This window comes from Sphingomonas aerolata, assembly GCF_023935825.1.
In the GTDB taxonomy this organism is placed as follows: domain Bacteria; phylum Pseudomonadota; class Alphaproteobacteria; order Sphingomonadales; family Sphingomonadaceae; genus Sphingomonas; species Sphingomonas aerolata.
Genome location: NZ_CP098762.1, coordinates 7,501 through 33,765, shown reverse-complemented (window position 1 = coordinate 33,765; position 26,265 = coordinate 7,501). Strand labels below are relative to the sequence as shown.

Here is a 26,265-nt window from a genome sequence, read left to right as displayed (position 1 = left end):
GTCGAGCAAGAGTGCGATCCAGCAAGGAGAAAAAAATGTTCGTCACTTCGACCCAGATGAATACCGACCTTATGCCTCTATTTACTCTTGCCTCCCGCATCACGGAGGCGCCTGATCACGGTGCGGTGAGCGAACTTTGCGATCGGTTGACCGGGATGACGTCCCACAAGACACTGGAGGCGGCAGCCCGTGTCGCCGATCTCGAAGGTCCTCGTGGCTACATCCATGTTCGCGTGTTCGATCGCGCGGACATGCGGGAGATCGTCTCCTGCTTCTCGGAGCGGAATAAGCCGATCGAGCCTTTGATGCTGGCGACCCTCGTCGCAATGTGCGCACGCTCTCTTTCCGGGCAATGGGTAAGGACCGAGCCGCTGTACGATCATCCGTACGTCGCTCATGGCGTCCTCGACCTCCTGGCGACCTTCGAGCCGAGACCCAGCAAGCTAGGCTACCTCGACTTCGCGTGAGGCTTGGGGCGGATCCCGCGATCCGCCCCGCCAACGGGCCGTCAGAAAGTATGTTCGATCCTCATGTCGGCGAAGGTTGCCAGAAACGCATCACGATAACGACGCATCATGGGGCTGCGTGCCTTCCACCTGCCGGTCAGCTGATTGACCACATGCCGGCTGTTCGTCTTCAACGTCACATCCCTGAGGCCCATCGAGCGCGCCAGGAATGCCAGGTGGAAGTACGCCAGCCACGCGGCCTCAGACGCATTGCCGGCATCCGAGACGAGTGTGACTCTTCTATCCGCGAATTGCAGTCCAAGAACCTTCTGGCCGCCCTTGATCTGGTGGCAGGTGCCACGGCTTTTCATCTCACTCACAGCAGTTTTCCTTAATATCCCCCGTCACCTGTGAGATACGCCTGCCACGCTAACAAAACGTTCGGATAAACGCCTAAAGGCCCGCTAACCGTGAATCGGTTCGGGCACTTTCTTCCTGATGCGACCACGCATACAGAAGGCTTTCTTACCAAATCGTTAAAAGGATGGGCGGGTGATCATCGCCCGCCTTGATCAGGTCATTTGATGGCACGCCGAAATGTTTTTGTTGGCGTGGCGCAGCGCGACGACGACAACGCTAGTCTGATGAGGTCAGCCGCTGGTCGGCGCAGGATAAAGCCGCAACAAGCGGATTTGCGAACGTGCACCGCAAGGGGATGGCTGCGGATGTCGGCACCCAGGTGGACGTGCAGCTAAATGCCTAGGAATGCCGTGACCAAAGGGTTCGCTTATGTAGCATAAGCGAACGTCCTAAGGGTCAACGTCAAAAAAGCTGGTGCTGCCGGTGAGGATTGAACTCACGACCTCAGCCTTACCAAGGATGCGCTCTACCACTGAGCTACGGCAGCACTCGTCGACATCGCTGTCGGCGGAGTGGGGCTAAGAGACGAGGGCGGGACGATTGTCAAGGCGTCGCGCGACGATGTAGGGCGTTATTATGCAATCGAACGATGAAAAAGCGGCGGAAAAAGCAGCCCGCATGGCCGCCGCGCTGCGCGAGAATCTGCGCCGTCGCAAGGCGCAGGCGCGTGCCGCGGCGGCCGAGCCCGCCGTGGCTCCCCCTACGGACGAGCCGCCTGTGGACTGAGGCGGTCAGCCGATCGGCGCGCATTTTGCCTGAAGCCAGGCGAGGTCGTCGCCGGTCATTTCGGGCGAGAGCGTGTCCAGCACCTCCGCGTGATAGGCGTTGAGCCAGGCGAGTTCCGGACCGGTGAGCAGCGACGGCTCGATCAGCGTGCGCTCGATCGGGCAGAAGGTCAGCGTCTCGAAGCCGAGCATCGCGCGGTCCGCGCCGGGAATCGTGCGCGGTTCGATCAGCAGCAGATTCTCGATCCGGATGCCGTATTCGCCCGCCTTGTAATAGCCGGGCTCGTTCGACAGCATCATGCCCGCACGCAGCGGCTCCATCGCCGCGCCGCCGGGATAGTTGGGCGAAGCGATCCGCTGTGGCCCCTCGTGCACCGCCAGATAGGCGCCGATGCCGTGACCGGTGCCGTGCGCGAAATCGAGCCCCGCCTCCCAGAGCGGACGGCGCGCGAAGGCGTCGATCTGGCCGCCGAGCGTGCCGTCGGGGAAGACCGCGGTCGCGATCGCGATATGGCCCTTGAGCACGCGAGTGAAGCGGTCGCGGATCTCCTTGCCCTGTTCGGGTGCCAGCGCGCCGATCGGCATGACGCGCGTCACGTCGGTGGTGCCGTCGGCATATTGCCCGCCCGAATCGACCAGATAGAGCTGGCCGGGCTCGAGGGGGACGTTCGACTCCTCGGTGCAGTGGTAATGCGGGCTGGCGCCGTGCGCGCCGGTGGCCGAGATCGTGTCGAACGAGGTGTCCTTCAGCAGCCCGGTCGCCTCGCGGAAGGCGAGCAGCTTCGCGGTGGCGGACAATTCGGTCTGGCTGCCGTCGGCGCAGTCGGTCTCGACCCAGCGCAGGAAGCGCGCGAGCGCGGCGCCGTCGCGGACCGAGGCGGCGCGGTGGCCGGCGATCTCGACCGGGTTCTTGAGCGCCTTGGCGAGCACGACGGGATCGCGCAGCGCGAGGACCTTGGCGCCGCCCGCGGTCAGCGCGTCGGAAATCGCGGCGACGGCGCGTTCGGGATCCGCGGCAACGCGCTTGCCTGCGAAGTCGCGTAGCGCGGGCTGGAACGCGGCGCGGTCATGGACGCGGACCGCGTTGCCGAGATGCTGGCGGACGGTGTCGTCGAGCTTTTCGGGTGCGACGAACAGGTCGGTGGTGCCGTCGGCGCCGACGATCGCATAGCTGAGCGCGACGGGGGTGTGGCTGACGTCGTCGCCGCGGATGTTGAGCGTCCAGGCGATCGAGTCGAGCGCGGACAGCACGACCGCGTCGGCGCGCTGTTCGGCGAGCCAGTCGGCGATCCGCGCGCGCTTCTCGGCGGACGAGGCGCCGGCGAACGCGTCGGGCTGAATGGTGATCCTGGCGGGCGATGGCGCGGGGCGGTCGGTCCAGATCGCGTCGATCGGGTTGGCGTCGACCGCGACGAGCTCAGCGCCGCGATCGGCGAGCACTGCGCTGGCTTCGGCGACCCAGGCGCTGGTGTGCAGCCACGCGTCATAGCCGATCCGCGCGCCCTCGGCGACGTGCGTGCCGAGCCAGGCGGCGACACTGGTCTGCAACACGGGGGCGTATTCCCAGTGATCGCCATCGACCTGTTCGCGGACCTGGAGCGTGTAGCGGCCATCGGTGAAGATCGCGGCGCGGTCGGCGAGCACCGCGGCGCTGCCCGCCGAGCCCTGGAACCCGGTCAGCCAGCCGAGCCGCTGCGCATAGCCGCCGACATATTCGCTCATATGCTCGTCGGTCAGCGGCACGACGAAGCCGTCGAGGCCGGCGGCGGCGAGATAGGCGCGCAGGGCGGTGAGTCGGGTCGGGCTGGATCGGGTCATCGGGGCTTTCGTCGATCTGAATGTTGTGAGTGTTGAGACGCTGGCAGCAAAAAATGCGGCTTTGTCAGGGGCAGCGTGCCGGTCGGGTGCCGCGCGGGCGGGGCGTGTGCGGGCGATTGGGGCCGGGACAGGGCATGGCGCGTGTTGTGACAGAAACGCGGCGTGTAGGACAGCGGGGTTTGCTTGCGGGCGGGGGCCTCTTGCGTTGGCTTCCGGTCTTCGGGGCGGTAACAGGGGGGATGACCATGAATTCCCCTGCCATCTCTTCGCCCGAGACCCCATCCGTGCCGCCGCGTGCCGAGCAGCGGCCGCACAGCTTCACCGCGCATGGCGTGACGATCGAGGATCCCTATGCGTGGCTGAAGGATCCCAACTATCCCGAGGTCGATGACGCGGACGTGCTGGCGTATCTCGCCGCCGAGAACGCCTATTTTGAGGCGCAGATGGCGCCGCACAAGGCGCTGACCGACACGTTGTACGAAGAGATGAAGGCACGCATCAAGGAGGACGAATCTTCGGTCCCGCAAAAGGACGGCGACTGGCTTTACTGGACCGCCTACGAGACCGGCGGCCAGTACAAGAAATGGTGGCGCAAGCCCGTTGCGGGCGGTGACGACGAGCTGCTGCTCGACGAGCCCGCGCTCGCCGAGGGGCATGAATATTTCCGGCTCGGCGCGTTCTCGGTCAGCAATGACGGGCGCTATCTCGCCTATGCGATCGACGACAATGGGAGCGAGCGGTTCGAGGTCCGGGTCAAGGACCTGAACACCGGCGAGCATCTGCCCGACGTGATTCCGGGCATGCTGAGCGAGATCGTGTGGACCGCGGACGATGCAGGCTTCCTCTACGGTCTGGCGAACGAGCAGTGGCGGACCGACAATGCGCGGTTCCACCGGCTGGGGACGCCGATCGCGGACGACGTCGTGCTGTTCCACGAGGAGGACGAGGGCTTCCGCGTCGGCGTCGGCGAGACGAGTTCGCGCAAGTGGATCGTGATCGCGACGAGCGACCATGTGACGAGCGAGATCTACCTGCTGCCCGCGCACGAGCCGCTGGCGGTACCGATCCTTGTGTCCGCGCGGAAGGTTGGCCGCGAATATGACGTCGACGAGCATGACGGCACGCTGTTCATCCACACCAACGACGTCGATCCGAACTTCCGCCTATGTACCGCGCTGGTCGAGGAGCCGGGCGCGTGGAGCGAGCTGATCCCGGCCAGCCCGACTTTCTACATGACCGGGGTGGAGTGCTATCAGGACTTCTTCGTGGTCGACGGGCGCGAGGACGGGCTCGATCAGATCGCGATCCACCGGTACGAGACGCCGACCGAGGGGAAGCGGATCGAGTTTCCCGAGGCGAGCTATGTCGCCGGGCTCGGCGATAATCCCGAATATGACATGACCGTGCTGCGGCTCGGCTATGAGTCGATGGTCACGCCGGGGACGGTGTACGACTATGACGTCGATACCGGTGAGCGGACGATGCTCAAGGTGCAGGAGATTCCGAGCGGTTACGACGCGGCGAAATACGCGACCGAGCGGCTTAAGATCACCGCGCGGGACGGGACCGAGATTCCGGTGTCGATCGTCTATCCAGCCGGTTTCGTGCGCGACGGGTCGGCGCCTGTGTTCCTCTATGCCTATGGCGCTTACGGCTATGCGATCCCGCCGGGCTTCTCGACCGGGCGGATGAGCCTGCTCGATCGCGGCTTTGCCTATGCGATCGCGCACATCCGCGGCGGCGATGACCTCGGCCAGCAATGGTATCTCGACGGCAAGCTGGAGAAGCGCGAGAACACGTTCAACGATTTCGTCGACGTGGCAAAGGCGCTGGTCGACGCAAAGTGGACGTCTGCGGGGCGGATCGCGATCGCGGGGCGGTCTGCGGGTGGCGAGCTGATGGGCGCGGTGGTCAATTCCGACCCCGCGCTCTGGGGCCCGGTGATCGCCGACGTGCCGTTCGTCGACGTGCTCAACACGATGCTCGATGCCGAATTGCCGCTGACGCCGGGGGAATGGCCCGAATGGGGCAATCCGATCGAGGATCCGGCGGCGTTCGCGCTGATCCGCTCCTATTCGCCGTACGACAACGTCAAGGCGCAGGCCTATCCGCCGATGTTCATCAGCGGCGGGCTCAACGATCCGCGCGTGACCTATTGGGAGCCGGCGAAATGGGCGGCCAAGCTGCGACTGATGAAGACCGACGACAATGTGCTGTTGCTCAAGACGAACATGGGCGCGGGGCATGGCGGCAAGTCGGGCCGGTTCGAGTCGCTGCGCGAGGCGGCGGAGGAGCATGCGTTCGTGCTGTGGCAATTGGGCGTCGCGGGGTGAGACCTGGGTCGCGCGAAGGCGCGAAGGCGCGAAGATTTAGAGTTTTCGCGCGGAGACGCGGAGGACGCAGAGAGAAGATGCACACCATTCTCAGCGTCCTCTGCGCCTCTGCGCGAACCACCCTTCTTTGCGCCTTCGCGCCTTCGCGTGACCAAGGACTGCTTGCCGCGTGACGATCGAGGCGTTGGTGGCGCGGTACGGGGTCGTGGCGATCTTTCTCGGGGCGGGGGTCGAGGGGGAGGCGGCGGTCGTGACGGGCGGGGTGCTCGCGCATCAGGGGCTGGTGTCGCTGGCGGGCGCGATGGCGGCGGCGGTGGTCGGGTCGTTCGTTGCGGACCAGCTGTTCTTTGCGGGCGGGCGGTATTTCCGCGAATCGCGCCCCGTTGCGGCGATCCGGCGGCGCTCGGCCTATGCGCGCGCGATCGACCTGCTCGAACGCTATCCGCGGCGGTTTATCTTCGCCTATCGCTTCGTCTACGGGATCCGCACCGTCAGCCCGATCGCGATCGGGACGAGCCGGATTTCGCAGCGCCTGTTCCTGGCGGTGAACCTCGCCGCGGCGATCGTGTGGGGCTGTGTGTTCAGCGCGATCGGCTATGCGTTCGGCAACGTCATCGAGGAGATGCTCGGGCGGATCGGCACCGGGCGGCTGATCCTGTTCGGCGCGGCGGCGCTGCTGGCGGTCGGCGGTGGCTGGTTCGCGTGGCGAAAATGGCGGGAGCGCAGCGCATGACCTTCACGATGACGATCACCGCGGCCGAGGCGGATATCGACGAGCTGGGCCATGTGAACAATGCGGTCTGGGTCCAGTGGATCCAGCGGATCGCGACCGCGCATTGGGAGGCGGTCGCGCCTGCCGAGCACAAGGCCGCCTATGTCTGGGTCGTGACGCGGCACGAGATCGACTATCGCGGCAACGTGGTCGCGGGCGAGACGGTGACCGGCGAGACCTGGGTCGAGGGCGGGCCGAAGGGCGCGCGGTTCGACCGGCATGTGCGGTTCGTCGGCGACGACGGGCGCGTGAAGCTGGACGCGGTGACGACCTGGGCGCTGCTCGACCGGGCGAGCGGGCGGTTGTTGCGGGTGCGGCCGGAGATTGCTGCGCCTTTTTTTGACGGGGCGGGCTGAGGGTTCTGGGTGAGGGTTTTGGGGTGAGGGTTTTGGCCTGACTTGCCCTCACCCTTCCCGCGGCAAGGGCCGCGGGCCCCTTCCCTCTCCCCCGGGGGGAGAGGGAGATTAGCCTGAGTTTCTCAGGCCGGTGGCGATCGCGTTGATCGACAGGAGGATGCCTTCGCCGATGCGCGCATCCTCTTCGCCGGCGCGGCGGCGTTTGATCAGTTCGATCTGAAGCAGGTTGAGCGGCTCGATATAGGGCAGGCGGAGGCGGATCGACGCCTCGAGCGCGGGGTGTTTCTTAAGCAGGCGCGACTGGCCGGTCGCATCGAGCAGCCCGTCATGCGTCTGCTGCCAGCCGTCGCGGATCCGGCCGAAGACGGTGTCGCGCAGCGCCGGATCCTCGACCAGCCCGGCATAGCGTGCGGCGATCGCCATGTCCGACTTCGCCAGCACCATCTCCAGATTGGCGAGCGCGGAGGCGAAGAGCGGCCAGCCCTGCGCCATGTCGCGCAGCAGCGCCTTGTCCTCGAACCCGGCGAGCGCCTGGCCGACGCCGTACCAGCCGGGGAGCATGACGCGCGCCTGCGCCCAGCTGAACACCCAGGGGATGGCGCGCAGATCCTCGATCCGGTCGGACTTGGTGCGGCTGGCGGGACGGCTGCCGATCTTGAGACCGGCGATCTCGGCGATCGGCGTCATCTGGCGGAAGAAGGTGCGAAAGCCGCGCTCGTCGCCGCCGACCGTGCCGTAGACGAGGTCGCGATAGCTGTGGAACGCGGTGTCGCTGAGCCAGTCCATCGCGGCGCAGAAGCGCTTGGTGTCGGCGTTCGACAGGCGTTCGGGTTCGAGGCTGGCGAGCAACGTGGCCGAGGCGATCGCCTCGAGATTGGTCATCGCCGCGTCGCGCGTGCCGTATTTGGCGGCGATCACCTCGCCCTGTTCGGTGATGCGGATGCGGCCCTGCACGGTGCCGACGGGCTGCGCGCGGATCGCCGCGAAGGCCGAGCCGCCGCCGCGCCCGACCGCGCCGCCACGGCCGTGGAACAGCTGCATGCCGACGCCCGCCTGCTCAAACACGGGCCTGAGCGCGGTCGAGGCCTTGGACAATTGCCAGGTGGAGGTGAGGTAGCCGCCATCCTTGTTGCTGTCCGAATAGCCGATCATCACCTCCTGATGACCGCGCGCCTTGGCGATCGTCGCGATCTCGGGCAGCGCGAACCAGGCGGTCATGACCGCGGGCGCGGCCTCGAGATCGCCGATCGTCTCGAACAGCGGCACCGCCATGATCGCGGCGCTGGGCGTGTCGCCGGGGCGGTAGAGCCCGACCTCCTTCAGCAACAGATTTACCTCGAGCAGGTCGCTGACCGACTGCGCCATCGAGACGATGTAGTTGGTGATGCAGGCGGGGCCATAGGCGGCATGCGCGTCGGCGGCGGCCTGGAGGATGGCGAGCTCGCCCGCGGTCTCGTCGCTATAGGCGGCAAAGCGGGTGGTGAGCGGGCGCGCATTGGCGAGTTCGCGGCGGAGCAGCGCAACGCGCGCGTCCTCGTCGAGCGCGAGATAGTCCGCCTCGACGCCCGATACCTTGAGCAGTTCGGCGACGACGCGTTCATGGACTGCGCTGTTCTGGCGCAGGTCGAGCGTGGCGAGGTGGAAGCCGAACGTCTCGACCGCGCGGATCAGCCGGCCGAGCGCGCCGCCGGTCTTGAGCGCGGTGCCGAGCCCGTGGGCGAGCGTAACGAGATCGGCGCGCAGATCGGCGGGGCTTGCATAGGGCGCGCCGGTGAGGCGGCCGGGGCGCGGCGCAGCCTTGCCGGTCAGTTTCTGCTGCGTCGCGGCGAGGCGCGCATAGATCCCCGACAAGGCGCGGCGATAGGGTTCGTCGGCGCGGCTGGTGGCGTCGTCGCCGCTTGCCGCAGCCAGCGCCTCGACCGCGGGGTCGGCGACGGCGTGCTCGGTCGAGATCGAGAGCTCGGCGCCGAGCGCGTGGACCGCCTGGCAATAATAGCCGAGCACCGCCTCGCTCGCGCGGGCAAGCGCGGTCTTGAGCGAATCGGCGGTGACATAGGGATTGCCGTCGCGGTCGCCACCGATCCAGCTGCCGGGCTTGAGGAAGCTCGGCGTGCGTTCGCCGAGCGCGCGGTCCCAGCGCTGGTAGAGCGCGGGCAAAGCGGGGAGGAAGACGTCGCGCAGATAGCTGAGCGCGGTATCGACCTCGTCGGTGACGTAGAGCCGGTCGCGGCGCAGCACGCGCGTCTGCCACAGCAATGCGATCTGGCGCAGGATCGCGTCGTCGACCCGGTCGCCATCGGGGGTGGTGTCGCGACCCGCATCGCGCAGCGCGAGCAGTTCGGCGATCCGGTTGCGGTGGTCGATCATGCTCTTGCGCCGCACCTCGGTCGGGTGCGCGGTGAGCACGGGGACGATCAGCGCATGGTCGAGCAGCGCGCGGACCTGCGTCCGGTCGATCCCCTCGGCTTCGAGCTGGGCGATCGCGGAGGCGAGGTCGGCGCCGTGTTCCGCCGCGATCCCCTGCCGGTCCTCGGCCAGATTGGCGAGCATCGAGAACAGCATGAAGCCGCGGACGAAATCGAGCGTCTCGTCGAGGCTGAGCTTTTCGAGGCTGAGATCGACCGCGGCATGATCGTCGGTCCGGCCCTCGGCGAGGCCGCGGTGACGCTCGACCGAGGCCTTGCGGATCGTCTCGGTCGCCTCGAACAGACGCGGTCCGCCATAGCTGCGGATGACGTCGCCGAGCAGTGTGCCGAGGAAACGGATGTCGGAATTGTTCGCGATTGCGGGAAGACTGGCCATGCGCCTTGCTGCGCTGCGACAGGGATCAGGTCAACCGCCGAACCCGCAATCGGCGATGAAATCCGCGTCTGAAGCCGTGCGGTCAGGACATAAAGTTACAGGCGATCACCGCCCCTCGCGCTTGCGGGCTTCGGCGCGCTCTTCGGAGGTGACGGTGCCGTCGTGGTTCAGGTCCATCCGGTCGAACCATCGCAGCGTGCCTTCGCTCCACTCGACTTCGGTGATCACGCCGTCCTTGTTGCGGTCGAACGCCTTGATCCGTGCATTGGGGGAGGGCAGCTCGTCCTTGGTGATGCGATCATCGGCATTGCGGTCGAGCGTGCGGAAGCGGCGCTCCATGCTGGCGCCGAAATCGAGCCGCGAGGTGACCGAGGGGGGGACGAAGCCGACCGCGCCGGCATCCGCCTCGGCCCGCTGCGCGTCCTTGTCGCCGCACCCTGCGACGATCAGTCCCGCCGCGATCACACCCATCATCACCCGCATCGACCCGTCTCCCGCACAATGCTGCGCGGCCGGACGGTCACGCTTCGAGTTCAATGTCCCAGTAGAGCCAATCATGCCAGGTTTCGTGCAAATAATTCGGCGGGAAGCTGCGGCCATGTTCGTGCAGATGCCAGTTGGTCGGGCGGATCGGCTCGAGATGGAGCGGCATCGCCGCCTGACGCGGGGTGCGCCCGCCCTTTTTGAGGTTGCACGGCGCACAGGCGGTGACGACATTTTCCCAGGTGGTCCGCCCGCCTTGCGCGCGGGGAATGACATGGTCGAAGGTGAGATCGCGCAGCTTGCCGCAATATTGGCAGGTGAACTTGTCGCGCAGGAACAGGTTGAAACGGGTGAAGGCGGGAAATTGCGACGGTTTGACGAATTGCTTGAGCGCGATCACCGACGGGAGCTTCAGCGCGAAGCTCGCGCTGCGCACCTCGCGTTCGTAATTGGCGACGATATCGACGCGATCGAGGAAGACGGCCTTCACGGCGGTCTGCCAGGGCCAGACGCTGAGCGGATAATAGGAAAGCGGCGTGTAATCGGCGTTGAGCACGAGCGCCGGACATCCATCCGGGTGGCGTATCAGGTCGGGGTGAAACACGGCTCCTCCCACAAAAGTCCCGGACGCGCTTTCGCGCACCGGCATGACAGGGTCATGACAGCACGGCGCGGGACATGGGGTCAAGTCCAGTGAAGGGCGCGGAATTCGTCACGACGCGGTTCGCGCCCAGTCCGACGGGGCGGCTGCACCTCGGCCACGCGCTGTCGGCGATCCGCGCGCACGACTTTGCGCGGGCGCGGGGCGGGCGGTTCCTGCTGCGGATCGAGGATATCGACATGGGCCGCAGCCGGCCCGAGCATGTCGCGGGAATCGTGGAGGATCTGCGCTGGCTGGGGCTGGACTGGGACGATCTGTCCCACCAGTCGGCGCGGCTCGCATCCTATCAGGCGGCGCTCGATGGCTTGAACGCGCGCGGGCTGCTCTATCCGTGTTTCTGTACGCGCGCGGAGATCGCGGCGAGCCTGTCGGCGCCGCATGCCGGAGACGCCGCGGTCTATCCGGGGACGTGCCGGAAGCTGGCGCCCGCCGAGGTCGCGGCGCGGATGGGCGAGGCGCATTGCTGGCGGCTCGACATGGCGGCGGCGCTCAACGTGACGGGACCGCTCGACTGGGTGGATGCGCGCGCGGGGACGGTGCGGGCCGATCCGGCGGCGCAGGGCGATGTGGTGCTCGCGCGCAAGGATGCACCCGCCAGCTATCATCTCGCGGTGACGCTCGACGATGCGGTGCAGGGCGTCACCGACGTGGTGCGCGGCGACGACCTGTTCGCGGCGACCGACGTGCACCGACTGTTGCAGGCGCTGCTGGGGTTGCCGACGCCGCGCTACCATCACCATCCGCTGATGCTGGGGGCGGACGGCGCGCGGCTGGCCAAGCGCACCGGCGCGCCCTCGCTCGCGGCGATGCGCGAACGGGGGGAGGACGGGCTCGCGGTTGCCGCGGGGGTGCGGGCGATGCTGGCGGGGGATGCGCCCTATTCGCCGTCATCCTGACGGAAGTCAGGATCCAGGGTTACGACGTGCGGCGTGTTGGGGTCTGGGCCCTGACTTTCGTCAGGGTGACGGGGTGGGTGGGGTGACCCGGCCCCGTCGCGCCGGACGGATTAATAGAGGCCGGGGACTTCGCGTTGCGGCGTGGTGGGGTGGTCGGGGATGAGCAGCGCGCGCGTAGGGAGGTCGGTCGTCGGCGCGGGCGTGCTGGTGCGGGCGGACGCGGTGGCTGCGGTTGCGGTGACCGGCAGGCAGCTGCGGCCGGCGAGGAAGTCGATCGCCTGCCGCGTCGAGGCTTCGCGCGGGTCGCCGAGCGGATAGCGGATATCGTCCTCGGCCCGGCAGCTCGCCTCGACTGTGCCGGCAAGCCCGTCATAATAGGCGCCCTGGCGTGCGGCGTTCTGCGTCGACAGCGCGACCACGCGCAGACGGTCGTCGCAGGCGGCGCGGTCGAGCCCGATCTGGCCGACGGGCTTGCCATAGGTGTTGGTGCCGATCAGCCCGGCAGCGCTGTGCAGATAGGGGATCATCGCGTTGATCACGAGTTCGCTCGCCGAGGCGGTCCCGCCCGTGCCGATGAACGCGACGCGCGTCGGCGCGATCGATTCGGGCTGCGGCGCGAAGAAGCGCGTCGTGTTGTTGGCGGATTTTTCGGTGCGGAAGGTCGTGTAGCTAGACACTTCGGAGGTCGCGCGGTTGCGGCCGAGCAGGTCGGTCATCAGCTCTGCGATCGAGATCAGCCCGCCGCCATTATAGCGCAGGTCGATGACGATATCGGTGACGTTCTGCGCGCGGAAGCTGGCGAAGGCGGCGCGCAGCGCGGGGTCGGCGGTCGAGATGAAGGTCCGGAGGTTGATATAGCCATAGTTGCGGCCGCCATCGGCGATGACCTTCGCGCCGTAGCGGCTGGAGACCGGGAGCAGCGCGAAATCGGTCTTGGTCAGCGTGATGTCGCGCGTCCCCTGCGCGTCGCGGATCTGCAGCACGCGGCTGGTGCCGACCGTGTCCGGGCCGAGCGCGGTCGAGACGCCCGCGCTGCCCTCTGCGGCAAAGATCGCGCTGACGGTCCGCAGAGTGTTGGCGTTGGTCCCGATCGCGACGATTTCGGCACCGCGATCGACCTGCGCCGCCAGCGCGGAGCCGCCTTCGAAGGATTCGATGACATAGGCGCGGCGCCCGCTGCCATCGATGCCGAGACGGAAGCCGAAGCCGGCATTGGACCCCGCCTCATAATAGGCATCCTCCTCCTTGATCGACGTCAGATAGGTGAAATAGCGGTCGCGGCGCTGGCCGCGCGCGGTCGCGGTCAGCGCGTCGATATAGGCGTCGACGGTCGTATAGGGTGTCGGGTCGAGGCTGGCGGGCAGCGTCTCGGGGAACAGATACCATTCGCGCAGCTGCGCCGCGGCCCAGTCCTGCCGCTCGCTCAGGCTGCATCCGGCGACGGTCGTCGGGGTGGTCGTGCCGGTCGTCGGGGTGGACACCCCGGGCGTACCGCCGGTCGATCCCGATACCGCGCCGGAGTCTCCGCCGCACGCACTCAACATAGCCAGCATCGCCAGGCTGGCGCCGATCCGTCCGTTACGCATACTCATTCCCCCATTTGTCACGATGCTAGCCGGGAAGATCGGGGCTGTCAGCGTAGAATTCCGCCCGTTTCGAGGCTTGTCCGGCGACCGGCGGAACGGCCATTGCGGGGCGGGGCGCGCATGCCTAGATTGTCGTCATGAACACCTTCCTCGTCATCCTCCTGATCGCGGCGATGATCGCGACGCTCGTTGCTCTGGTGCGCGGGGTGGTGACGTTCCTGCAGGACCAGTCGGCGCAGGTGAAGGACGGGGGGCCGAGTGCCGCTTCGCTGAAATCGAACCGGATGATGCAGCAGCGCATCTTCTTCCAGGCGATCGCGATCCTGATCGTCGTGCTGATCCTGTTCGCCGCGGGCCGGACCTGAGCCCGAAGGGCGTAACGTCATGGTAAAGCTGAACAAGATCTACACGCGGACCGGCGACGCGGGGACCACCGGGCTGGTCGACGGATCGCGCGTGTCCAAGGCGTGCCCGCGGATGCAGGCGATTGGCGATGTCGACGAGGCGAACAGCGCGATCGGCGTGGCCGCGGTGGCGCTGGGCGATCATCCGCTTGGCCGAGCACTCGAGCGGATCCAGAACGACCTGTTCGATCTCGGTGCGGACATCGCGACGCCGGGCGAGGATTTCGCGCCGTCCGAAATGACGCTGCGGATCATCGGTTCGCAGGTCGAGCGGCTCGAAGGCGAGATCGACGCGATGACTGCGCAGATGGCGCCGCTGACCAGCTTCATCCTGCCGGGCGGATCGCCGGGGGCGGCGGCGCTGCATCTGGCGCGCGCGATCACGCGCCGCGCCGAGCGCGCGGTGGTCGCGGTCGACGACCCGATCAATCCATTGGCATTAGCGTATGTTAACCGCTTGTCGGATTTCCTGTTCGTCGCCGCGCGTGCGGTGAACCAAAACGGGGCGAGCGACGTTCTTTGGCGACCGGGGGCAACGCGCGGATAGCGCTCCGTACCGCTGCATCCTTTTATAAGGGGCCATGCCGCGTGCATCGCCCGCACGAGGACAGTCGATGCCGAACCCCGTCCCCACCCATGATCCCGTGACCCTGCCTGACACGGACGCGCTCGGTGCCCGTTTCACGGCCGTGCGCGACCTGTCGATCGCGCTGGCCGCGCCGCTGTCGGATGCGGATGCGACGGTGCAGTCGATGCCCGACGCGTCGCCGACCAAATGGCATCTGGCGCATACCAGCTGGTTCTTCGAGACGTTCGTGCTGCGCGATCATGTCGCCGGCTACCGGCTGCACGACGAACGCTTCCCGTTCCTGTTCAACAGCTATTACGAGGCGGAGGGCCGGCGGCATGCGCGCGACCGGCGCGGGATGATCACGCGGCCGACGCTCGACGAGGTTCGCGCCTACCGCGTGCATGTCGATGCGGCGCTGGTCGCGGCTCTGCCCGATCTGCCCGAGGCGGCGCGCGAGCTCGTGGCGCTGGGCTGCCATCACGAGGAGCAGCACCAGGAATTGCTGGTGACCGACATCCTCCATTTGTTTTCGGAAAACCCGCTCGAGCCCGCAGTCTGGGCTGCGCCGCGCAAGGTGCCGGTCGAGATGCCGGGCGCGATCGGCTGGATCGAACGCGACGCCGGGATCGCGCGGATGGGGCATGACGGCGACGGCTTCGCGTTCGATTGCGAGACGCCGCGGCACGACACGCTGCTCGCGCGCCACGCGGTCGCCGACCGGACGGTGACCAATGGCGAATGGGCGGCGTTCATTGCCGATGGCGGCTATAGCGAGCCGCGCCACTGGCTCGCCGATGGCTGGGCCTGGGTGAAGGCGGAGGGCATCGTCGCGCCGATGTACTGGGAAGAACGCGACGGCGGCTGGACGCGGTTCGGGCTCGACGGGCGGCGCGCGATCGATCCCGCCGCACCGGTCACGCATGTCAGCTTCTACGAGGCGGACGCCTATGCCAGCTGGGCGGGCGCGCGGCTGCCGACCGAGGCCGAATGGGAGGCCGTTGCGGCGGACTATGCCGGCGATGGCGGCAACCAGATGGATGCGGCGGGCCCGGTCGAGCCGCGGCCGGCACGCGCCGGCGACCCCGCCTTTTTCGGCGACGTCTGGGAATGGACGGGGAGCGCCTATCGCCCCTATCCCGGCTTCCGCGCGGTCGAGGGTGCGGTCGGCGAGTATAATGGCAAGTTCATGAGCGGACAGTTCGTGCTGCGCGGCGGGAGCTGCGCAACGCCGCGCGGCCATGCGCGGGCAAGCTACCGCAATTTCTTCTACCCGCACCAGCGCTGGCAGTTCACCGGCGTCCGGCTCGCCAAGGATATCTGATGTTGAAGCGTGAAATCGAAGACGGCGAGCAGAGCCTGGCCGACCCCGCCTTCCGGGCGGACGTGCTCGCCGGGCTGGAACGGCGGCCGCGCGCGATTCCGGCGCGCTGGTTCTACGACCGGCGCGGGTCGGAGCTGTTCGAGGCGATTACCGACCTGCCCGAATATTATCCGACGCGGACCGAGCGCTCGATCCTCGAGACCGCCTGCCCCGAGGTCGCCGAGATTGCCGGCGCGGGACGTGCGGTGGTCGAATTCGGGTCGGGGTCGTCGACCAAGACGCCGATCCTGCTGAGCGCGGTGGCGCCGTCGGTCTATGTGCCGATTGATATCTCGGGTGATTTCCTGCGCGAATCGTCGCGGGTGCTCGCGGCGCAGTTCCCCGAGCTGCTGGTCCTGCCGTTCGAGGCGGATTTCATGCGGCCGCTCGCATTGCCGAAGACGATCGCGGACACGCCCAAGCTCGGTTTCTTTCCGGGGTCGACGATCGGCAACATGATCCCGCTGATGGCGGTCGACCTGTTGAAGGCGATGCGCGCGTCGCTCGGGATCGGCGCGATGCTGCTGATCGGGATGGACCGGATCAAGGATCCAGCGGTGCTGGTCCCCGCCTATGACGATGCGCAGGGCGTGACCGCGGCGTTCAACATGAACCTGCTCGAGCGGATCAACCGCGAGCTCGACGCCGACGTGCCGGTCGAGGCGTTCCGGCACAAGGCGGTGTGGAACGACGATCGCGCGCGGATCGAGATGCATCTCGAGGCGCAGCGTGACGCCGCGTTCACGATCGAGGGGCGACCGTTCGATATCGCGGCGGGCGAGACGATCCACACCGAGAACAGCCACAAATACGGGTCGCGCGATGCGCGGATCCTGTTGCGGTCGGGCGGGTGGACGCCGATCCGCGAATGGACCGATCCGGCGGGGTTGTTCTCGCTGTACCTGGCGGAGGCACAGGCGGAGCGGCCGGCGCCGTAAGGGCGGGGCGGCTGGGCGAGGGCGGGGCAGGTGCTTCGACTTCGCTCAGCACGAACGGGGGGGCGTAGTTCGCGGCCCCGTTCGCCCTGAGCGCAGTCGAAGGGCGCGCCGGGTGCGCGCCGCTTCGACTTCGGTCTTTTGTAATTAGCGGCCTGCGGCGTCGTCCGCGTTCATGGGCTCGTCGCCCTGCTTCTTGGCCTCTTCGTAGCGCTCGATCGCCTCGATCGTGATGCGCTTGGCTTCCTCGGCATCGCCCCACTTGCCGACGCGGACCCACTTCTTCTTCTCGAGGTCCTTATAGTGGGTGAAGAAATGCTCGATCTGCTCGAACACGATCTCGGGCACGTCGGCACGGCCGCCGACGTTCGAATAATAGGGGAACACGTCGTTGACGGGGACGCAGACGAGCTTCTCGTCGCCGCCGGCCTCGTCCTCGAGGTTGAGCACCGCGATCGGGCGGGCGCGGACGACGCAGCCCGGGATGAACGGCGAGCGCGCGATCACGAGCGCGTCGAGCGGGTCGCCATCGGGGCTGAGCGTGTGGGGCACGAAGCCGTAATTCGCGGGGTAGCGCATCGGCGTGTGCAGGATGCGGTCGACGAACAGCGCGCCCGATGCCTTGTCGAACTCGTACTTCACGGGCTCGCCGCCGGTCGGGACTTCGATGATGACGTTCAGGTCTTCGGGCGGATTCTTGCCCGTCGGGATGAGGTCGATACGCATGGCGGTCCTTTCAGAAATGGCGGTGCCGGCCGCTTCCCCTTGGGGAGGCGGCCGGCACCGGAAAAATATCGGAACTGTCAGCGCGGCATCAGCAACTTGTCCAGTCCGCCGTCACCTGTACCGACCTTCTCGAGCCGCGGATAGCGCGGGCCGTCATGGTAATCGAGCGAGACGTCGCGGAATCGCTCGTTGTTTTTTACAGTCAGACGGATCGGCAGCTTGGTGCCCTGGGCCGCGAGAATTGCCGCTTTCATGCGGTCCGACGAGTAGGATTCGCCGTTGACCGCCTCGATTTCGGTGCCGACGTCGATCCCGGCGCGGAACGCAGGGCTGTCCCAGATCGAGGCAGTCACGACGCCGTCCTTGTTCATCACCAAGCCCAGCGAATAGCTGACATCAGTGCCGCGGGTCTTCTCCGCCTGCTTCAGATACGGGCTCTGCACGGGGCCATAGACCAGCTTGTAGCCGTTCATCGCAAAGCCGTTGATCGGCGCGGGCTTGCCCGTCTCGGTCAGCCGCGTGTTGAGGAAGCCGGCCCAGTCATAGGGCAGGATGCCGTTCAGCGTCTTGGCCACGTCGTCGAACGTGTAGGTAACCTCGCCATAATCGCCGTTGCGGATGCCGAAGAAGGCTCGCGCGAAATCGTCGATCGACTTGGTGCCGCCCGACTTCTGGCGGAGCATCGCGTCGACCTCCATCCAGACCATCAGCCCTTCGTTGTAATAATCCTCCGAGCGCTGCCAGCTGGTCCAGCCCTTGGGACGGCGCGACGAGATGACCGGATCATTGGTGGTGTCGATCAGCGGGCGCCACTGGCGACCCTGCGCGGTGTCGTAGGTGCCCAGAATCGAGGCATAGCCGTCGAGCGTGTCCTGCTTGCTGACCAGACCCGAGCGCGCCTGGAGCACATAGCCCCAAAACTGCGTCTGGCCCTCATAGACCCAGAGCAGCGAGTTGCGCATCGGCGTGCGGAAATCGGGGGTCCACAGGTCGGCGCCGCGGCGGAACTTGCCGTCCCAGCTGTGCGTGAATTCGTGCGGCAACAGGTTGCGCGCCGACGCGCCCGTCTCCCATTCGGTGAAATAGCCGGGGCGTACGCCGTTTTCCGAGCTGCGATGATGTTCGAGGCCGATCCCGCCGAGCTGATCGGTGATCGAGAGCAGGAACTCGTAATGATCATAATGCTCGGCGCCGAAGGTGCGCGCGGCCTGATCGACGAGCCGCTTGTGCGCGTCGATCTGTTCGGGCTTGGCGGCGAGCTGGTCGGGGGTGTCGGCGAAGACGTTGAGGTCGACCTTGGGGCTCAAAGGCCAGACCTTGCCGTATTTGCCCGCGAGGATCGGCGAATCGACGAGGATCTCGTAATTGGTCCGGTCATAGGCATAGGTCGCGCCCGAGACCTTGGCGGGGATCGCGCCCGCGGCGGTCCAGCCGGTCGGGTAGGTGACGGTCATCTTCACCGGGATCTGACGCGTATAATAGCCGGCGGGGTAGAGGCTGACCGAGTTCGGCTGGAGGCTGATCATCGTCGGGGTCATGACGACACGGCCCTGGTCCGCCTTGGTCGCGGAGATGAACTGGAAGGTGGCGTCGAGCTGTTTGGTGCCCGCGGGAACGTCGATGTGGAAGGCGTAGACGTCGACCGGGTCGCGCGTCCAGGGCAGGATCCGGCCGTTCGCGCGGATCACCAGCCCGGCGAGCTTCTCGATCTCGCCGCGTGGCGCATGGTTGCCGGGCAGCCATTTCGGGAAGAGCAGCGCCATCTTGCCCGATTTGGCGACGGGGATCGTCTCCTTCACGCGGAAGATGCCGCGCTCGGTATCGGTCGCGTCGATGTCGAGCAGGATCGTGCCGGGATAGGGCGTGTCCTGTGCGGCGGGGATCGTGTCGATGAACGGCACCGGCTGCGGGGCGGTGTTGCCGGCGGGGACTTGCGCGACCGCGGGAAGTGCAGACGCGAGCAGGGATGCGACGAGAAGCTTGCGGATCAAGGAAAGGCCTTCCGGCAAAGAGACGATGGTCAAGGTGTAAGCGGCAGAAAGGGCAGTCGTCCAGCCCTTTGCCGGGGGGTATAGTTTCGCGTCGCAGGCGTTTGGTGCGTCGCGCTTTGCCACATGCGCCGTCATCCTGACGAAAGTCAGGATCCAGGGTTACGGGCAGTGGTGTTTATGGCTCTGGATCCTGACTTTCGTCAGGATGACGGAAGAGGGATGACGGAAGGGGCAGGGTCAGCTGCTGCCGAGCACGTTGATGGTGAAGGCGAGCACGCCGATGTTGAAGACGAACGCGGCCATGCACTGGCCCAATGCGACCTTGCGCACGCGCCGCGACGTGATCTCGACGTCGGAGGTCTGGAAGGTCATGCCGAGCGTGAAGGCGAAATAGGCGAAGTCCCAGTAATCGGGCTCGGCACAGGACGGGAAGTCCAGCCCGCCCGCATCGCTGCCATCCGCGGCGTCGCTGTAGAACAGATGCGCATAATGCAGCGTGTAGACCATGTTGGAGAACAGCCAGGCGAGCACGAGCGTCGTGACCGAGATCAGGACCGCGACGAGATCGGTCTTGCCCTGCAATTCCTTCGCCACCGCGACGAGCACGACGATCAGGATCGTCCCGCTGAACGCGAGCAGCACCGCGCGGTTGGCGTCGTTCTCGTCCGCATAGCGCCGCATCCGCTCCGCGGTGGCGTTGCCGAACAGGGTCGCGACGGTGGCGAGGAACAGGACCGCGGCGATATCGAACGCCGCCATCGTGCCGCGGCCCAGCCCCAGTCGGGGGATCAGCGCGACGAGGCCGATCGCGAAGACGCATGCAAACAGCACGAAGCGCGGCGGGGCGATGCGCCGGCCGAGCCCCCAATAGCGGACGTCGTTGCTCATGTGACGGCGCTAGCGCTTCGCGGGCACGTCGCCTAGATACGCGCGCATCATGGCCAGAACAGAAACCCCGCGTCGCATCCGCGGCACTCAGGACATCTTCGGCGACGAGCAGCGCCGTTTCGCGCATGTTCTCAGCACCTTCGAACGCGTGCGTGCGCTGTATTGCTTTCAGCGGATCGACATCCCGGTGTTCGAATCCACCGCGGTGTTCGCGCGCTCGCTCGGCGAGACGACCGATGTCGTGTCGAAGGAGATGTACACGTTCGAGGACCGCGGCGGGGATTCGCTGACGCTGCGGCCCGAATTCACCGCCGGCATCGCGCGTGCCTATCTGACCGAGGGGTGGCAGCAGTTCGCGCCGCTGAAGATCACGACCAGCGGCCCGGTGTTCCGCTACGAGCGCCCGCAAAAGGGCCGGTTCCGGCAGTTCCACCAGATCGACGCCGAGGTGATCGGTGCGGCAGAGCCCGCGGCGGATGTCGAGCTGCTGGTACTGGCGGATCAGTTGCTGCGCGAACTCGGCATTGCCGACGGCGTGACGTTGCAGCTGAACACGCTGGGCGATGCCGAGACGCGTGAGGCATGGCGCGCGGCGCTGGTTGCGCATTTCGAGGCGCATCGCGGCGAGCTGTCCGAGGACAGCCTGACCCGGCTTGAGAAGAATCCGATGCGGATCCTCGATTCGAAGGACCCGAAGGACCGCCCGATCGCGGACAGCGCGCCCGATATCGACGCGTATCTGACGCCCGAGGCGCGCGCGTTCTTCGACGCGGTGACTGCGGGGCTCGATGCGGCGGGTGTCGCGTGGGAACGCAATGCGCGGCTGGTGCGCGGGCTCGATTATTACCGGCACACCGCGTTCGAATTCGTGACCGATCGGCTGGGGTCGCAGGGCACCGTGCTGGCCGGTGGGCGCTATGACGGGCTGATCGGGTCGCTCGGCGGGCCGGAGACGGCGGGTGTCGGCTGGGCCGCGGGCGTCGAGCGGCTGGCGATGCTGCTCGACGAGCCGGCGGCGGCGGGGATCGACGCGGTGGTCGTGCCGATGGGTGCCGCGGCCGAAGCACGCGCGACCGGCATCGTCGCGGATCTGCGCCGTGCGGGCGTGGCGGTCGAGATGGCCTACAAGGGCAAGATGAAGGCGCGGATGGCGAAGGCGGATGCGCTCGGCGCGCGGTTTGCGATCATCCTCGGCGATGACGAGCTCGCCAAAGGCGTCGGCGCGGTGAAAGCGCTCGCGACCGGCACGCAGACCGAGGTCGCGTTCGCAGATCTGGCGGAGGCGCTGCGTTGAGCCTCCCCGTCATCCCGGCGCAGGCCGGGATCCAGCGCCATGAAGGCTCCGTCCGGTCACCCTGGATCCCAGCTTTCGCTGGGATGACGGAAGAGGGAGCGTCCGCATGACCCAGATCTCCCCAGACCGGATTCGCGCGATCGAGGCGCGGCGGGACGAGTTGCAGGCGCTGATGTCGACCGGCGACCTGCCGTCCGACCGCTTCGTCGCGGTGTCGAAGGAATATGCCGAGCTCGAACCCGTCGCGCAGGCGGCGACCGAGGTGCGGCGGCTGCGGCAGGAGGCCGAGAGCCTCGCCTTCATGGCCGAGGATGCCGATGACGAGCTGCGCGCGATGGCGTCGGAGGAATTGCACGAGAATCGCACGCTGCTCGAGACCGCGGACCGCAAGCTCGCGCTCGCGTTGCTGCCGCGTGATTCCGCGGATGAGCGCTCGGCGATGCTCGAGGTGCGCGCGGGGACGGGCGGGGACGAGGCGGCGCTGTTCGCGGGCGACCTGTTCCGGATGTACCAGCGTTATGCCGAATCGCAGGGCTGGCGGGTCGAGTTGATCTCGGGATCGTCGTCCGACGCGGGTGGCTTCAAGGAAGTCGTCGCCAGCGTCACGGGGCAGGGCGTGTTCGCGAAACTGAAGTTCGAGAGCGGCGTCCACCGCGTCCAGCGCGTGCCCGCGACCGAGGCGGGCGGGCGGATCCACACCTCGGCAGCGACCGTCGCGGTGCTGCCCGAGGCTGAGGACGTCGACGTCAAGATCGACGACAAGGACCTGCGCATCGACGTCTATCGCTCGTCGGGGCCGGGCGGCCAGTCGGTCAACACGACCGACTCTGCCGTGCGGATCGTGCATATCCCGACCGGGCTGACGGTGATCCAGCAGGACGAGAAGTCGCAGCACAAGAACAAGGCGAAGGCTTTGCGCGTGCTGCGGACGCGGCTCTACGAGGCGGAGCGCGACCGGTTGCATGCCGAGCGTGCGGGTGCGCGCAAGTCGATGGTCGGGTCGGGGGATCGATCGGAGCGGATCCGGACGTATAATTTTCCGCAAGGCCGCGTGACCGATCACCGCATCAACCTGACGCTGCACCGGCTGCCGGAAATCGTCGCGGGCGACATGGGCGAGCTGATCGGCGCGCTGGTGGCGCAGGACGAGGCGGACCGGCTGGCGCAGCTGGATGGGTGAGCTCGCCTGCTTCCTCCCGTCTTGCGTGCGGGAGGGGGCCGGGGGGTGGGCGCGCGGCCGGTTCCATGAGGGCGCTTCGTTCCGGTTTTTCGACGCATCACCGATGGTGCGGTCGCGGTGAGCGCGTGCCCACCCCCCAGCCCCCTCCCGCAAGCGGGCGAGGGGGTAAGTCAGGCCCTCGCCACGGCGGCCGCACGCTTCGCCTTCTCCGCCACCCCCCGCCTCGATGCCGAATTGCTGATGGCGCATGCGCTGGGCGTCGAGCGGAACGCGATCCTGCTCGATCCCGACCGCTACGCCGTCCCCGCCAGCTTCGCGGCGCTGGTCGCGCGTCGTCTCGGGCATGAGCCGATCGCCTATATCACCGGCACGCGCGGCTTCTGGTCGATCGATCTCGCGGTCGGGCCGGGGGCGCTGGTGCCCCGCGCCGACAGCGAGACGCTGCTGATCGCCGCGCAGGCGCATTTTGCCGGCGGTGCGCCCGCGACCATCCTCGATCTCGGCACCGGCCCCGGTACGCTGCTGCTCGCCGCGCTCGACGAATGGCCCGCGCGCGGTCTCGGCATCGACTTTTCGGCGGAGGCGCTCGGCTATGCGCGTGCCAATGCGGCGGCGCTCGGCATGGCCGACCGTGCGCAGTTTTTGCGCGGCAGCTGGGCGGACGCGATCGAGGCGCGGTTCGACCTGATCCTCGCCAACCCGCCCTATATCGGTACCGCCGAGACGCTGCCGCCCGAAGTCCGCGATCACGAACCGCATGCGGCGCTGTTCGCAGGCGCGGACGGGCTCGACGATTACCGGATCCTCGCGGCGCAGCTCCCCGCGCTGATCGCACCCGGCGGCGCGGCGGTGATCGAGATCGGCGCGACGCAGGCGGCGCCGGTCTCGGCGCTGCTCGAGGCGGCAGGGCTGCACGTTGCGCTACATCATGATTATGGCGGAAACCCGCGCGTCCTGCTTGCGCGATGACCGGCGCGACTTGACGATTATGGCCTGCCGCCGCATATTTCGCTTGTGGGAGGCCCTTCCGGGCCGCTATCACGTGGGCAGGGGCACGCAATCTCGACAACTTGGTCGTTTTTGAGCGTTGACCCGCATCCTTCGCCTTAAAGTCGCTGCAGTCCGGCGGCCCTGGCAAGTCCGACGCATCGTCATCGGTGCGCGGCGGGGGGTTTGCACCGCATTTCGGAGCACGACCAGATTTTGGTTCGACGACTGAGGACACAAGCTTGATCAACAACCGGCAAGCCGGCCGCCGTCGCGGTCGTGGCAACAATAATAATGGCGGCGGTGGCGGCGGTGGCGGTCAACGCCAGGGCGGCGGCGGTGGTGGTGGCCAGGGTGGCCGCGACACCGGCAACCGCATCGACAGCCGCGCGCGCGGCAACGCGAGCCAATTGTACGAGAAGTACAAGAACCTGGCGCGCGACGCGCAGATGCAGGGCGACCGCGTCAACATCGAATATTATCTGCAGTTCGCGGATCACTATTTCCGCGTGCTGAGCGAAACCCGCGCGCGCTTCGAAGAGAGCCAGCCCCAGGCGCAGCAGCAGCCGCGTCGCCAGCAGCCGTTCGATCTCGACGGCGACGACGATTATGGCGACGAGGGCGAACCGATCCGCTCGGGCGAGCAGCAGGGCAGCCAGCAAAACGGGCAGCAGCACGGGCAGCAAAACGGCCAGCAGGGGTCCGGCGACCAGGCGGCGATGGCGAATGGCGGCCAGTCCAATGGCCAGTATTCGAACGCCCGCGCGCCCCGTGAGAACCAGGGCCGCGAAGGCCAGGGCCGCGATGGTCAGGGCCGTGACGACCGCTCGCAGCGCGACGATCGCCCACGCTACGACGCGAACCGCAACGAGGGTCAGCGCAACGAGGGCCAGCGTAACGAGGGCCAGCGTGGCGAGGCTCGCGGCCCGCGGATGACGCCGTCGCGCGACGAACAGCCCGGTGACGAGCAGGGCCAGCAGCGCGAGAGCCAGCCCCGCGAAAACCAGGGTCGCGACGAGTATCGCGATGCCCCGCGCCGCGACACCATCCGTCGTACACCACGCGCCGCGCGTCCGGTCCAGGCCGAGTCCGAGCAGCAGGGCGAGCGCGCGGACGAGGTCGCTGCCCGCAGCGTAACGCCGGCCACGCCCGACGCTGCCACGTCCGACGACCGGTCGTCCGCGCCCCAGTCCATGGGCGACCCGGTCGACGTTGTGGCCGCAACCGCCCCGGCGCCCGCGTCGGACGGTTCGGGCGAGGAGCAGCCCCGCCGTCGTGGTCGCCCGCGTCGCGACCGCAGTCTCGACACGCCGGTCGCCACGGACGATGCCGCACCCGCGGCGTTCGACGCAGACCGCCTGCCGCCATCGCTCGGCATCTCGGGCTCGGCACCGGCACCAGCTGCCGACGCTTCGGCGGATGGCGCAGCCGCAGAAAAGCCGCGTCGCCGTCGCGTCCGCGTTGCCACCGACGAGGTCGAGGCGGGCTGACCGTCGCGCCAGACGGCAAAATCGAAAAGGCCGGTACCGCGACGCTGCGGTACCGGCCTTTTTTCGTTTCATCCCGCGGCCGCGCGCACCGCCCAGCCGGCTAGTCGATCCGAGTCACGTCCTCGTCATGGCCACTTCCCGAACTCAGGAAGACGAGCCCCATCAACAGCCCGGCCATGATTACCGATCCGCCGACCCCGCCGAGAATCGCGAGCATCGTCACGAGGTGCAGCGCCCCCTGAAGATGCGCCATCGCGACGATGACGCCCGCGGCGCAGATCGCCGCCGCCAGTATCATCCACGCCATGATCGTCCGGAACCGGCCCCAGGCGAACGCGGCATAGTGTGGATCGTCGAGTCCGGTCGGTGTCTCGGCAGAAGGATCGGTCATCGCTTTTCATTGCCGCGCAAACATGGTTTTCTCAAGCCACGCGCATGGAGACGCGACAAGGAGAGGCGGAGATGACGATCGCGACGATCCTCGAGACGAAGCGGCGGACCGGTGACGGCACGCGCGCGGACATGGTGCTGTCGTTGCACCCCGATGCGAGCGTCGCGGACGCGGTGGCGATGCTCGCGGAACAGCGGATCGGCGCGGCGCCGGTGCTCGACGACGGCCGCGTCGTCGGGATCTTTTCCGAACGCGACGTGATCCATTGCCTGCAGGCCAAGGGCGCGGGGGCGCTGACGCAGCGGATCGGCGACGTGATGACGCGCGCGGTCAAATCGGTCGCGCCGACCGAATCGGTGATCGGCGCGCTGTCGCTGATGACCCAGCGGCGGATCCGGCATCTGCCCGTGATCGACCATGATCAGCTCGTCGGCTTCGTCTCGATCGGCGATCTCGTCAAATTCCGGATCGACCGGATCGAGGCGGATGCCGCGGCGATGCGCGCCTATATCCAGTCCGCCTGACCCGCGGACCCGGTCAGGGCGTAACGGGGCGTTTGCGCAGCACTGCGACGAGCTCGCCCAGCGCCGCGCGCGCGAAGGCGAGCATCCCGCCCGCATAGACTACGCCGCCGACCGCGAGCAGCACCGCGAGTCGCCAGACCGGATTGAGCACTGGCAAACGCTGATCGACCAGCCCGACCGCGAGCGCCATCGCGATCGCGGCCAGCGCGGGCGACGCGACCGCGCG

General features: G+C 67.4%; 26 protein-coding genes and 1 tRNA gene (1 of these 27 only partly in view). 15 read left to right on the top strand and 12 right to left on the bottom strand.

Going from position 1 to position 26,265, the window contains the following annotated elements:
- Positions 1-35: 35 nt before the first annotated feature.
- Entirely contained in the window at positions 36-467 is a 432-nt protein-coding gene (locus tag NEF64_RS00165) for a hypothetical protein (RefSeq protein WP_252574399.1), read from the top strand.
- Between the two features lie 41 nt (positions 468-508).
- Here the strand turns inward: NEF64_RS00165 and NEF64_RS00160 are convergent, their stop codons facing one another.
- Together NEF64_RS00160 and NEF64_RS00155 are read right to left on the bottom strand one after the other, a co-directional pair.
- Positions 509-826: a ribonuclease H family protein gene (locus tag NEF64_RS00160; protein WP_252574397.1), complete on the bottom strand. Its 318-nt coding sequence runs from the start codon at positions 824-826 to the stop codon at positions 509-511.
- 452 nt (positions 827-1,278) lie between these two features.
- Positions 1,279-1,353 (bottom strand) — tRNA-Thr (locus tag NEF64_RS00155).
- Positions 1,354-1,442: 89 nt separating this feature from the next.
- On the opposite strand from NEF64_RS00155, the gene NEF64_RS00150 reads away from it, so the two are divergent.
- Positions 1,443-1,592 carry a hypothetical protein gene (locus NEF64_RS00150; protein WP_200912232.1) on the top strand — a complete coding sequence of 50 codons (150 nt, stop codon included), beginning with the start codon at positions 1,443-1,445 and terminating at the stop codon, positions 1,590-1,592.
- A 5-nt stretch (positions 1,593-1,597) separates the two neighbouring features.
- On the opposite strand, the gene NEF64_RS00145 is transcribed toward NEF64_RS00150, so the two are convergent.
- The gene (locus tag NEF64_RS00145) at positions 1,598-3,409 is read right to left on the bottom strand and encodes an aminopeptidase P family protein (protein ID WP_056409730.1); all 1,812 of its coding nucleotides are present in this window, start codon (positions 3,407-3,409) and stop codon (positions 1,598-1,600) included.
- A 245-nt stretch (positions 3,410-3,654) separates the two neighbouring features.
- Between NEF64_RS00145 and NEF64_RS00140 the strand changes: the two genes are divergently transcribed.
- From NEF64_RS00140 to NEF64_RS00130, 3 genes are all read left to right on the top strand, one after another.
- Positions 3,655-5,742, top strand: a complete 2,088-nt coding sequence (locus tag NEF64_RS00140; protein ID WP_235516561.1) for a S9 family peptidase — start codon at positions 3,655-3,657, stop codon at positions 5,740-5,742.
- Positions 5,743-5,911: 169 nt separating this feature from the next.
- Positions 5,912-6,475 carry a DedA family protein gene (locus NEF64_RS00135; protein ID WP_056409736.1) on the top strand — a complete coding sequence of 188 codons (564 nt, stop codon included), beginning with the start codon at positions 5,912-5,914 and terminating at the stop codon, positions 6,473-6,475.
- Positions 6,472-6,870, top strand: a complete 399-nt coding sequence (locus NEF64_RS00130; protein ID WP_200912233.1) for an acyl-CoA thioesterase — start codon at positions 6,472-6,474, stop codon at positions 6,868-6,870. The genes NEF64_RS00135 and NEF64_RS00130 overlap by 4 nt, the downstream gene beginning before the upstream one ends.
- 108 nt (positions 6,871-6,978) lie before the next feature.
- Here the strand turns inward: NEF64_RS00130 and ppc are convergent, their stop codons facing one another.
- The 3 genes from ppc to NEF64_RS00115 form a co-directional block, all read right to left on the bottom strand.
- The gene (gene ppc, locus NEF64_RS00125; RefSeq protein ID WP_252574393.1) at positions 6,979-9,672 is read right to left on the bottom strand and encodes a phosphoenolpyruvate carboxylase; all 2,694 of its coding nucleotides are present in this window, start codon (positions 9,670-9,672) and stop codon (positions 6,979-6,981) included.
- A 105-nt stretch (positions 9,673-9,777) separates the two neighbouring features.
- The gene (locus NEF64_RS00120; RefSeq protein WP_056409745.1) at positions 9,778-10,155 is read right to left on the bottom strand and encodes an EF-hand domain-containing protein; all 378 of its coding nucleotides are present in this window, start codon (positions 10,153-10,155) and stop codon (positions 9,778-9,780) included.
- Between the two features lie 37 nt (positions 10,156-10,192).
- On the bottom strand, positions 10,193-10,759 hold the full coding sequence (locus NEF64_RS00115) for an HNH endonuclease (protein ID WP_031440448.1): 567 nt from the start codon (positions 10,757-10,759) through the stop codon (positions 10,193-10,195).
- A gap of 74 nt (positions 10,760-10,833) precedes the next feature.
- Between NEF64_RS00115 and gluQRS the strand changes: the two genes are divergently transcribed.
- A complete protein-coding gene (gene gluQRS / locus NEF64_RS00110) occupies positions 10,834-11,712 on the top strand; it encodes a tRNA glutamyl-Q(34) synthetase GluQRS (RefSeq protein WP_252574390.1) in 879 nt (292 codons plus the stop codon).
- A 110-nt stretch (positions 11,713-11,822) separates the two neighbouring features.
- Here the strand turns inward: gluQRS and NEF64_RS00105 are convergent, their stop codons facing one another.
- Positions 11,823-13,298 carry a S41 family peptidase gene (locus NEF64_RS00105; protein WP_200912234.1) on the bottom strand — a complete coding sequence of 492 codons (1,476 nt, stop codon included), beginning with the start codon at positions 13,296-13,298 and terminating at the stop codon, positions 11,823-11,825.
- Between the two features lie 137 nt (positions 13,299-13,435).
- Here NEF64_RS00105 and NEF64_RS00100 point away from each other — a divergent pair, with 137 nt between their 5' ends.
- The 4 genes from NEF64_RS00100 to egtD all read left to right on the top strand — a co-directional run bounded on the left by NEF64_RS00100 (position 13,436) and on the right by egtD (position 16,571).
- Positions 13,436-13,663, top strand: coding sequence for a twin transmembrane helix small protein (locus tag NEF64_RS00100; protein WP_031395690.1), 228 nt, complete (start codon positions 13,436-13,438; stop codon positions 13,661-13,663).
- Positions 13,664-13,682: 19 nt separating this feature from the next.
- Positions 13,683-14,249 (top strand): cob(I)yrinic acid a,c-diamide adenosyltransferase, encoded by a 567-nt coding sequence (locus tag NEF64_RS00095; RefSeq protein ID WP_031395689.1) that lies wholly within the window; start codon positions 13,683-13,685, stop codon positions 14,247-14,249.
- A gap of 67 nt (positions 14,250-14,316) precedes the next feature.
- Positions 14,317-15,594 carry an ergothioneine biosynthesis protein EgtB gene (gene egtB, locus NEF64_RS00090; protein WP_056409753.1) on the top strand — a complete coding sequence of 426 codons (1,278 nt, stop codon included), beginning with the start codon at positions 14,317-14,319 and terminating at the stop codon, positions 15,592-15,594.
- Positions 15,594-16,571: an L-histidine N(alpha)-methyltransferase gene (gene egtD / locus NEF64_RS00085; RefSeq protein WP_037531658.1), complete on the top strand. Its 978-nt coding sequence runs from the start codon at positions 15,594-15,596 to the stop codon at positions 16,569-16,571. The genes egtB and egtD overlap by 1 nt, the downstream gene beginning before the upstream one ends.
- Positions 16,572-16,715: 144 nt before the next feature.
- Here the strand turns inward: egtD and ppa are convergent, their stop codons facing one another.
- The 3 genes from ppa to NEF64_RS00070 all read right to left on the bottom strand — a co-directional run bounded on the left by ppa (position 16,716) and on the right by NEF64_RS00070 (position 20,173).
- On the bottom strand, positions 16,716-17,294 hold the full coding sequence (ppa, locus tag NEF64_RS00080) for an inorganic diphosphatase (RefSeq protein ID WP_031393175.1): 579 nt from the start codon (positions 17,292-17,294) through the stop codon (positions 16,716-16,718).
- Positions 17,295-17,371: 77 nt separating this feature from the next.
- Positions 17,372-19,285, bottom strand: a complete 1,914-nt coding sequence (locus NEF64_RS00075; protein WP_056409756.1) for a M61 family metallopeptidase — start codon at positions 19,283-19,285, stop codon at positions 17,372-17,374.
- Positions 19,286-19,522: 237 nt separating this feature from the next.
- Positions 19,523-20,173 (bottom strand): DUF1345 domain-containing protein, encoded by a 651-nt coding sequence (locus NEF64_RS00070; RefSeq protein ID WP_037531656.1) that lies wholly within the window; start codon positions 20,171-20,173, stop codon positions 19,523-19,525.
- Positions 20,174-20,222: 49 nt separating this feature from the next.
- Between NEF64_RS00070 and hisS the strand changes: the two genes are divergently transcribed.
- From hisS to NEF64_RS00050, 4 genes are all read left to right on the top strand, one after another.
- A complete protein-coding gene (gene hisS / locus NEF64_RS00065; protein ID WP_107045049.1) occupies positions 20,223-21,467 on the top strand; it encodes a histidine--tRNA ligase in 1,245 nt (414 codons plus the stop codon).
- 106 nt (positions 21,468-21,573) lie between these two features.
- A complete protein-coding gene (prfA, locus tag NEF64_RS00060; protein WP_056409760.1) occupies positions 21,574-22,647 on the top strand; it encodes a peptide chain release factor 1 in 1,074 nt (357 codons plus the stop codon).
- A 117-nt stretch (positions 22,648-22,764) separates the two neighbouring features.
- Positions 22,765-23,616, top strand: coding sequence for a peptide chain release factor N(5)-glutamine methyltransferase (prmC, locus tag NEF64_RS00055; RefSeq protein ID WP_056409763.1), 852 nt, complete (start codon positions 22,765-22,767; stop codon positions 23,614-23,616).
- A 260-nt stretch (positions 23,617-23,876) separates the two neighbouring features.
- A complete protein-coding gene (locus NEF64_RS00050) occupies positions 23,877-25,124 on the top strand; it encodes a DUF4167 domain-containing protein (RefSeq protein ID WP_056409766.1) in 1,248 nt (415 codons plus the stop codon).
- A 100-nt stretch (positions 25,125-25,224) separates the two neighbouring features.
- Here NEF64_RS00050 and NEF64_RS00045 read toward each other — a convergent pair whose 3' ends face one another.
- Entirely contained in the window at positions 25,225-25,515 is a 291-nt protein-coding gene (locus tag NEF64_RS00045; RefSeq protein ID WP_031394022.1) for a hypothetical protein, read from the bottom strand.
- A gap of 71 nt (positions 25,516-25,586) precedes the next feature.
- Between NEF64_RS00045 and NEF64_RS00040 the strand changes: the two genes are divergently transcribed.
- Positions 25,587-26,039: a CBS domain-containing protein gene (locus NEF64_RS00040; RefSeq protein ID WP_031394021.1), complete on the top strand. Its 453-nt coding sequence runs from the start codon at positions 25,587-25,589 to the stop codon at positions 26,037-26,039.
- A gap of 13 nt (positions 26,040-26,052) precedes the next feature.
- Here NEF64_RS00040 and NEF64_RS00035 read toward each other — a convergent pair whose 3' ends face one another.
- Positions 26,053-26,265 carry the final stretch of a lipopolysaccharide biosynthesis protein gene (locus NEF64_RS00035; RefSeq protein ID WP_082447098.1) on the bottom strand. 1,323 nt of this gene lie beyond the right edge of the window, so the window shows 213 of its 1,536 coding nt (coding positions 1,324-1,536); its start codon lies beyond the right edge, outside the window — the gene reads right to left on this strand; its stop codon occupies positions 26,053-26,055.

Excerpts from the sequence above, each read along its gene's own strand:
- NEF64_RS00165 (WP_252574399.1), top strand. The coding sequence starts at position 36 with ATGTTCGTCACTTCGACCCAGATGAATACCGACCTTATGCCTCTATTT.
- NEF64_RS00150 (WP_200912232.1), top strand. The coding sequence starts at position 1,443 with ATGCAATCGAACGATGAAAAAGCGGCGGAAAAAGCAGCCCGCATGGCC.
- NEF64_RS00145 (WP_056409730.1), bottom strand. The coding sequence starts at position 3,409 with ATGACCCGATCCAGCCCGACCCGACTCACCGCCCTGCGCGCCTATCTC.
- NEF64_RS00140 (WP_235516561.1), top strand. The coding sequence starts at position 3,655 with ATGAATTCCCCTGCCATCTCTTCGCCCGAGACCCCATCCGTGCCGCCG.
- NEF64_RS00130 (WP_200912233.1), top strand. The coding sequence starts at position 6,472 with ATGACCTTCACGATGACGATCACCGCGGCCGAGGCGGATATCGACGAG.
- ppc (WP_252574393.1), bottom strand. The coding sequence starts at position 9,672 with ATGGCCAGTCTTCCCGCAATCGCGAACAATTCCGACATCCGTTTCCTC.
- NEF64_RS00120 (WP_056409745.1), bottom strand. The coding sequence starts at position 10,155 with ATGCGGGTGATGATGGGTGTGATCGCGGCGGGACTGATCGTCGCAGGG.
- gluQRS (WP_252574390.1), top strand. The coding sequence starts at position 10,834 with ATGGGGTCAAGTCCAGTGAAGGGCGCGGAATTCGTCACGACGCGGTTC.
- NEF64_RS00105 (WP_200912234.1), bottom strand. The coding sequence starts at position 13,298 with ATGCGTAACGGACGGATCGGCGCCAGCCTGGCGATGCTGGCTATGTTG.
- NEF64_RS00100 (WP_031395690.1), top strand. The coding sequence starts at position 13,436 with ATGAACACCTTCCTCGTCATCCTCCTGATCGCGGCGATGATCGCGACG.
- NEF64_RS00095 (WP_031395689.1), top strand. The coding sequence starts at position 13,683 with ATGGTAAAGCTGAACAAGATCTACACGCGGACCGGCGACGCGGGGACC.
- egtB (WP_056409753.1), top strand. The coding sequence starts at position 14,317 with ATGCCGAACCCCGTCCCCACCCATGATCCCGTGACCCTGCCTGACACG.
- egtD (WP_037531658.1), top strand. The coding sequence starts at position 15,594 with ATGTTGAAGCGTGAAATCGAAGACGGCGAGCAGAGCCTGGCCGACCCC.
- ppa (WP_031393175.1), bottom strand. The coding sequence starts at position 17,294 with ATGCGTATCGACCTCATCCCGACGGGCAAGAATCCGCCCGAAGACCTG.
- NEF64_RS00070 (WP_037531656.1), bottom strand. The coding sequence starts at position 20,173 with ATGAGCAACGACGTCCGCTATTGGGGGCTCGGCCGGCGCATCGCCCCG.
- hisS (WP_107045049.1), top strand. The coding sequence starts at position 20,223 with ATGGCCAGAACAGAAACCCCGCGTCGCATCCGCGGCACTCAGGACATC.
- prfA (WP_056409760.1), top strand. The coding sequence starts at position 21,574 with ATGACCCAGATCTCCCCAGACCGGATTCGCGCGATCGAGGCGCGGCGG.
- NEF64_RS00045 (WP_031394022.1), bottom strand. The coding sequence starts at position 25,515 with ATGACCGATCCTTCTGCCGAGACACCGACCGGACTCGACGATCCACAC.
- NEF64_RS00040 (WP_031394021.1), top strand. The coding sequence starts at position 25,587 with ATGACGATCGCGACGATCCTCGAGACGAAGCGGCGGACCGGTGACGGC.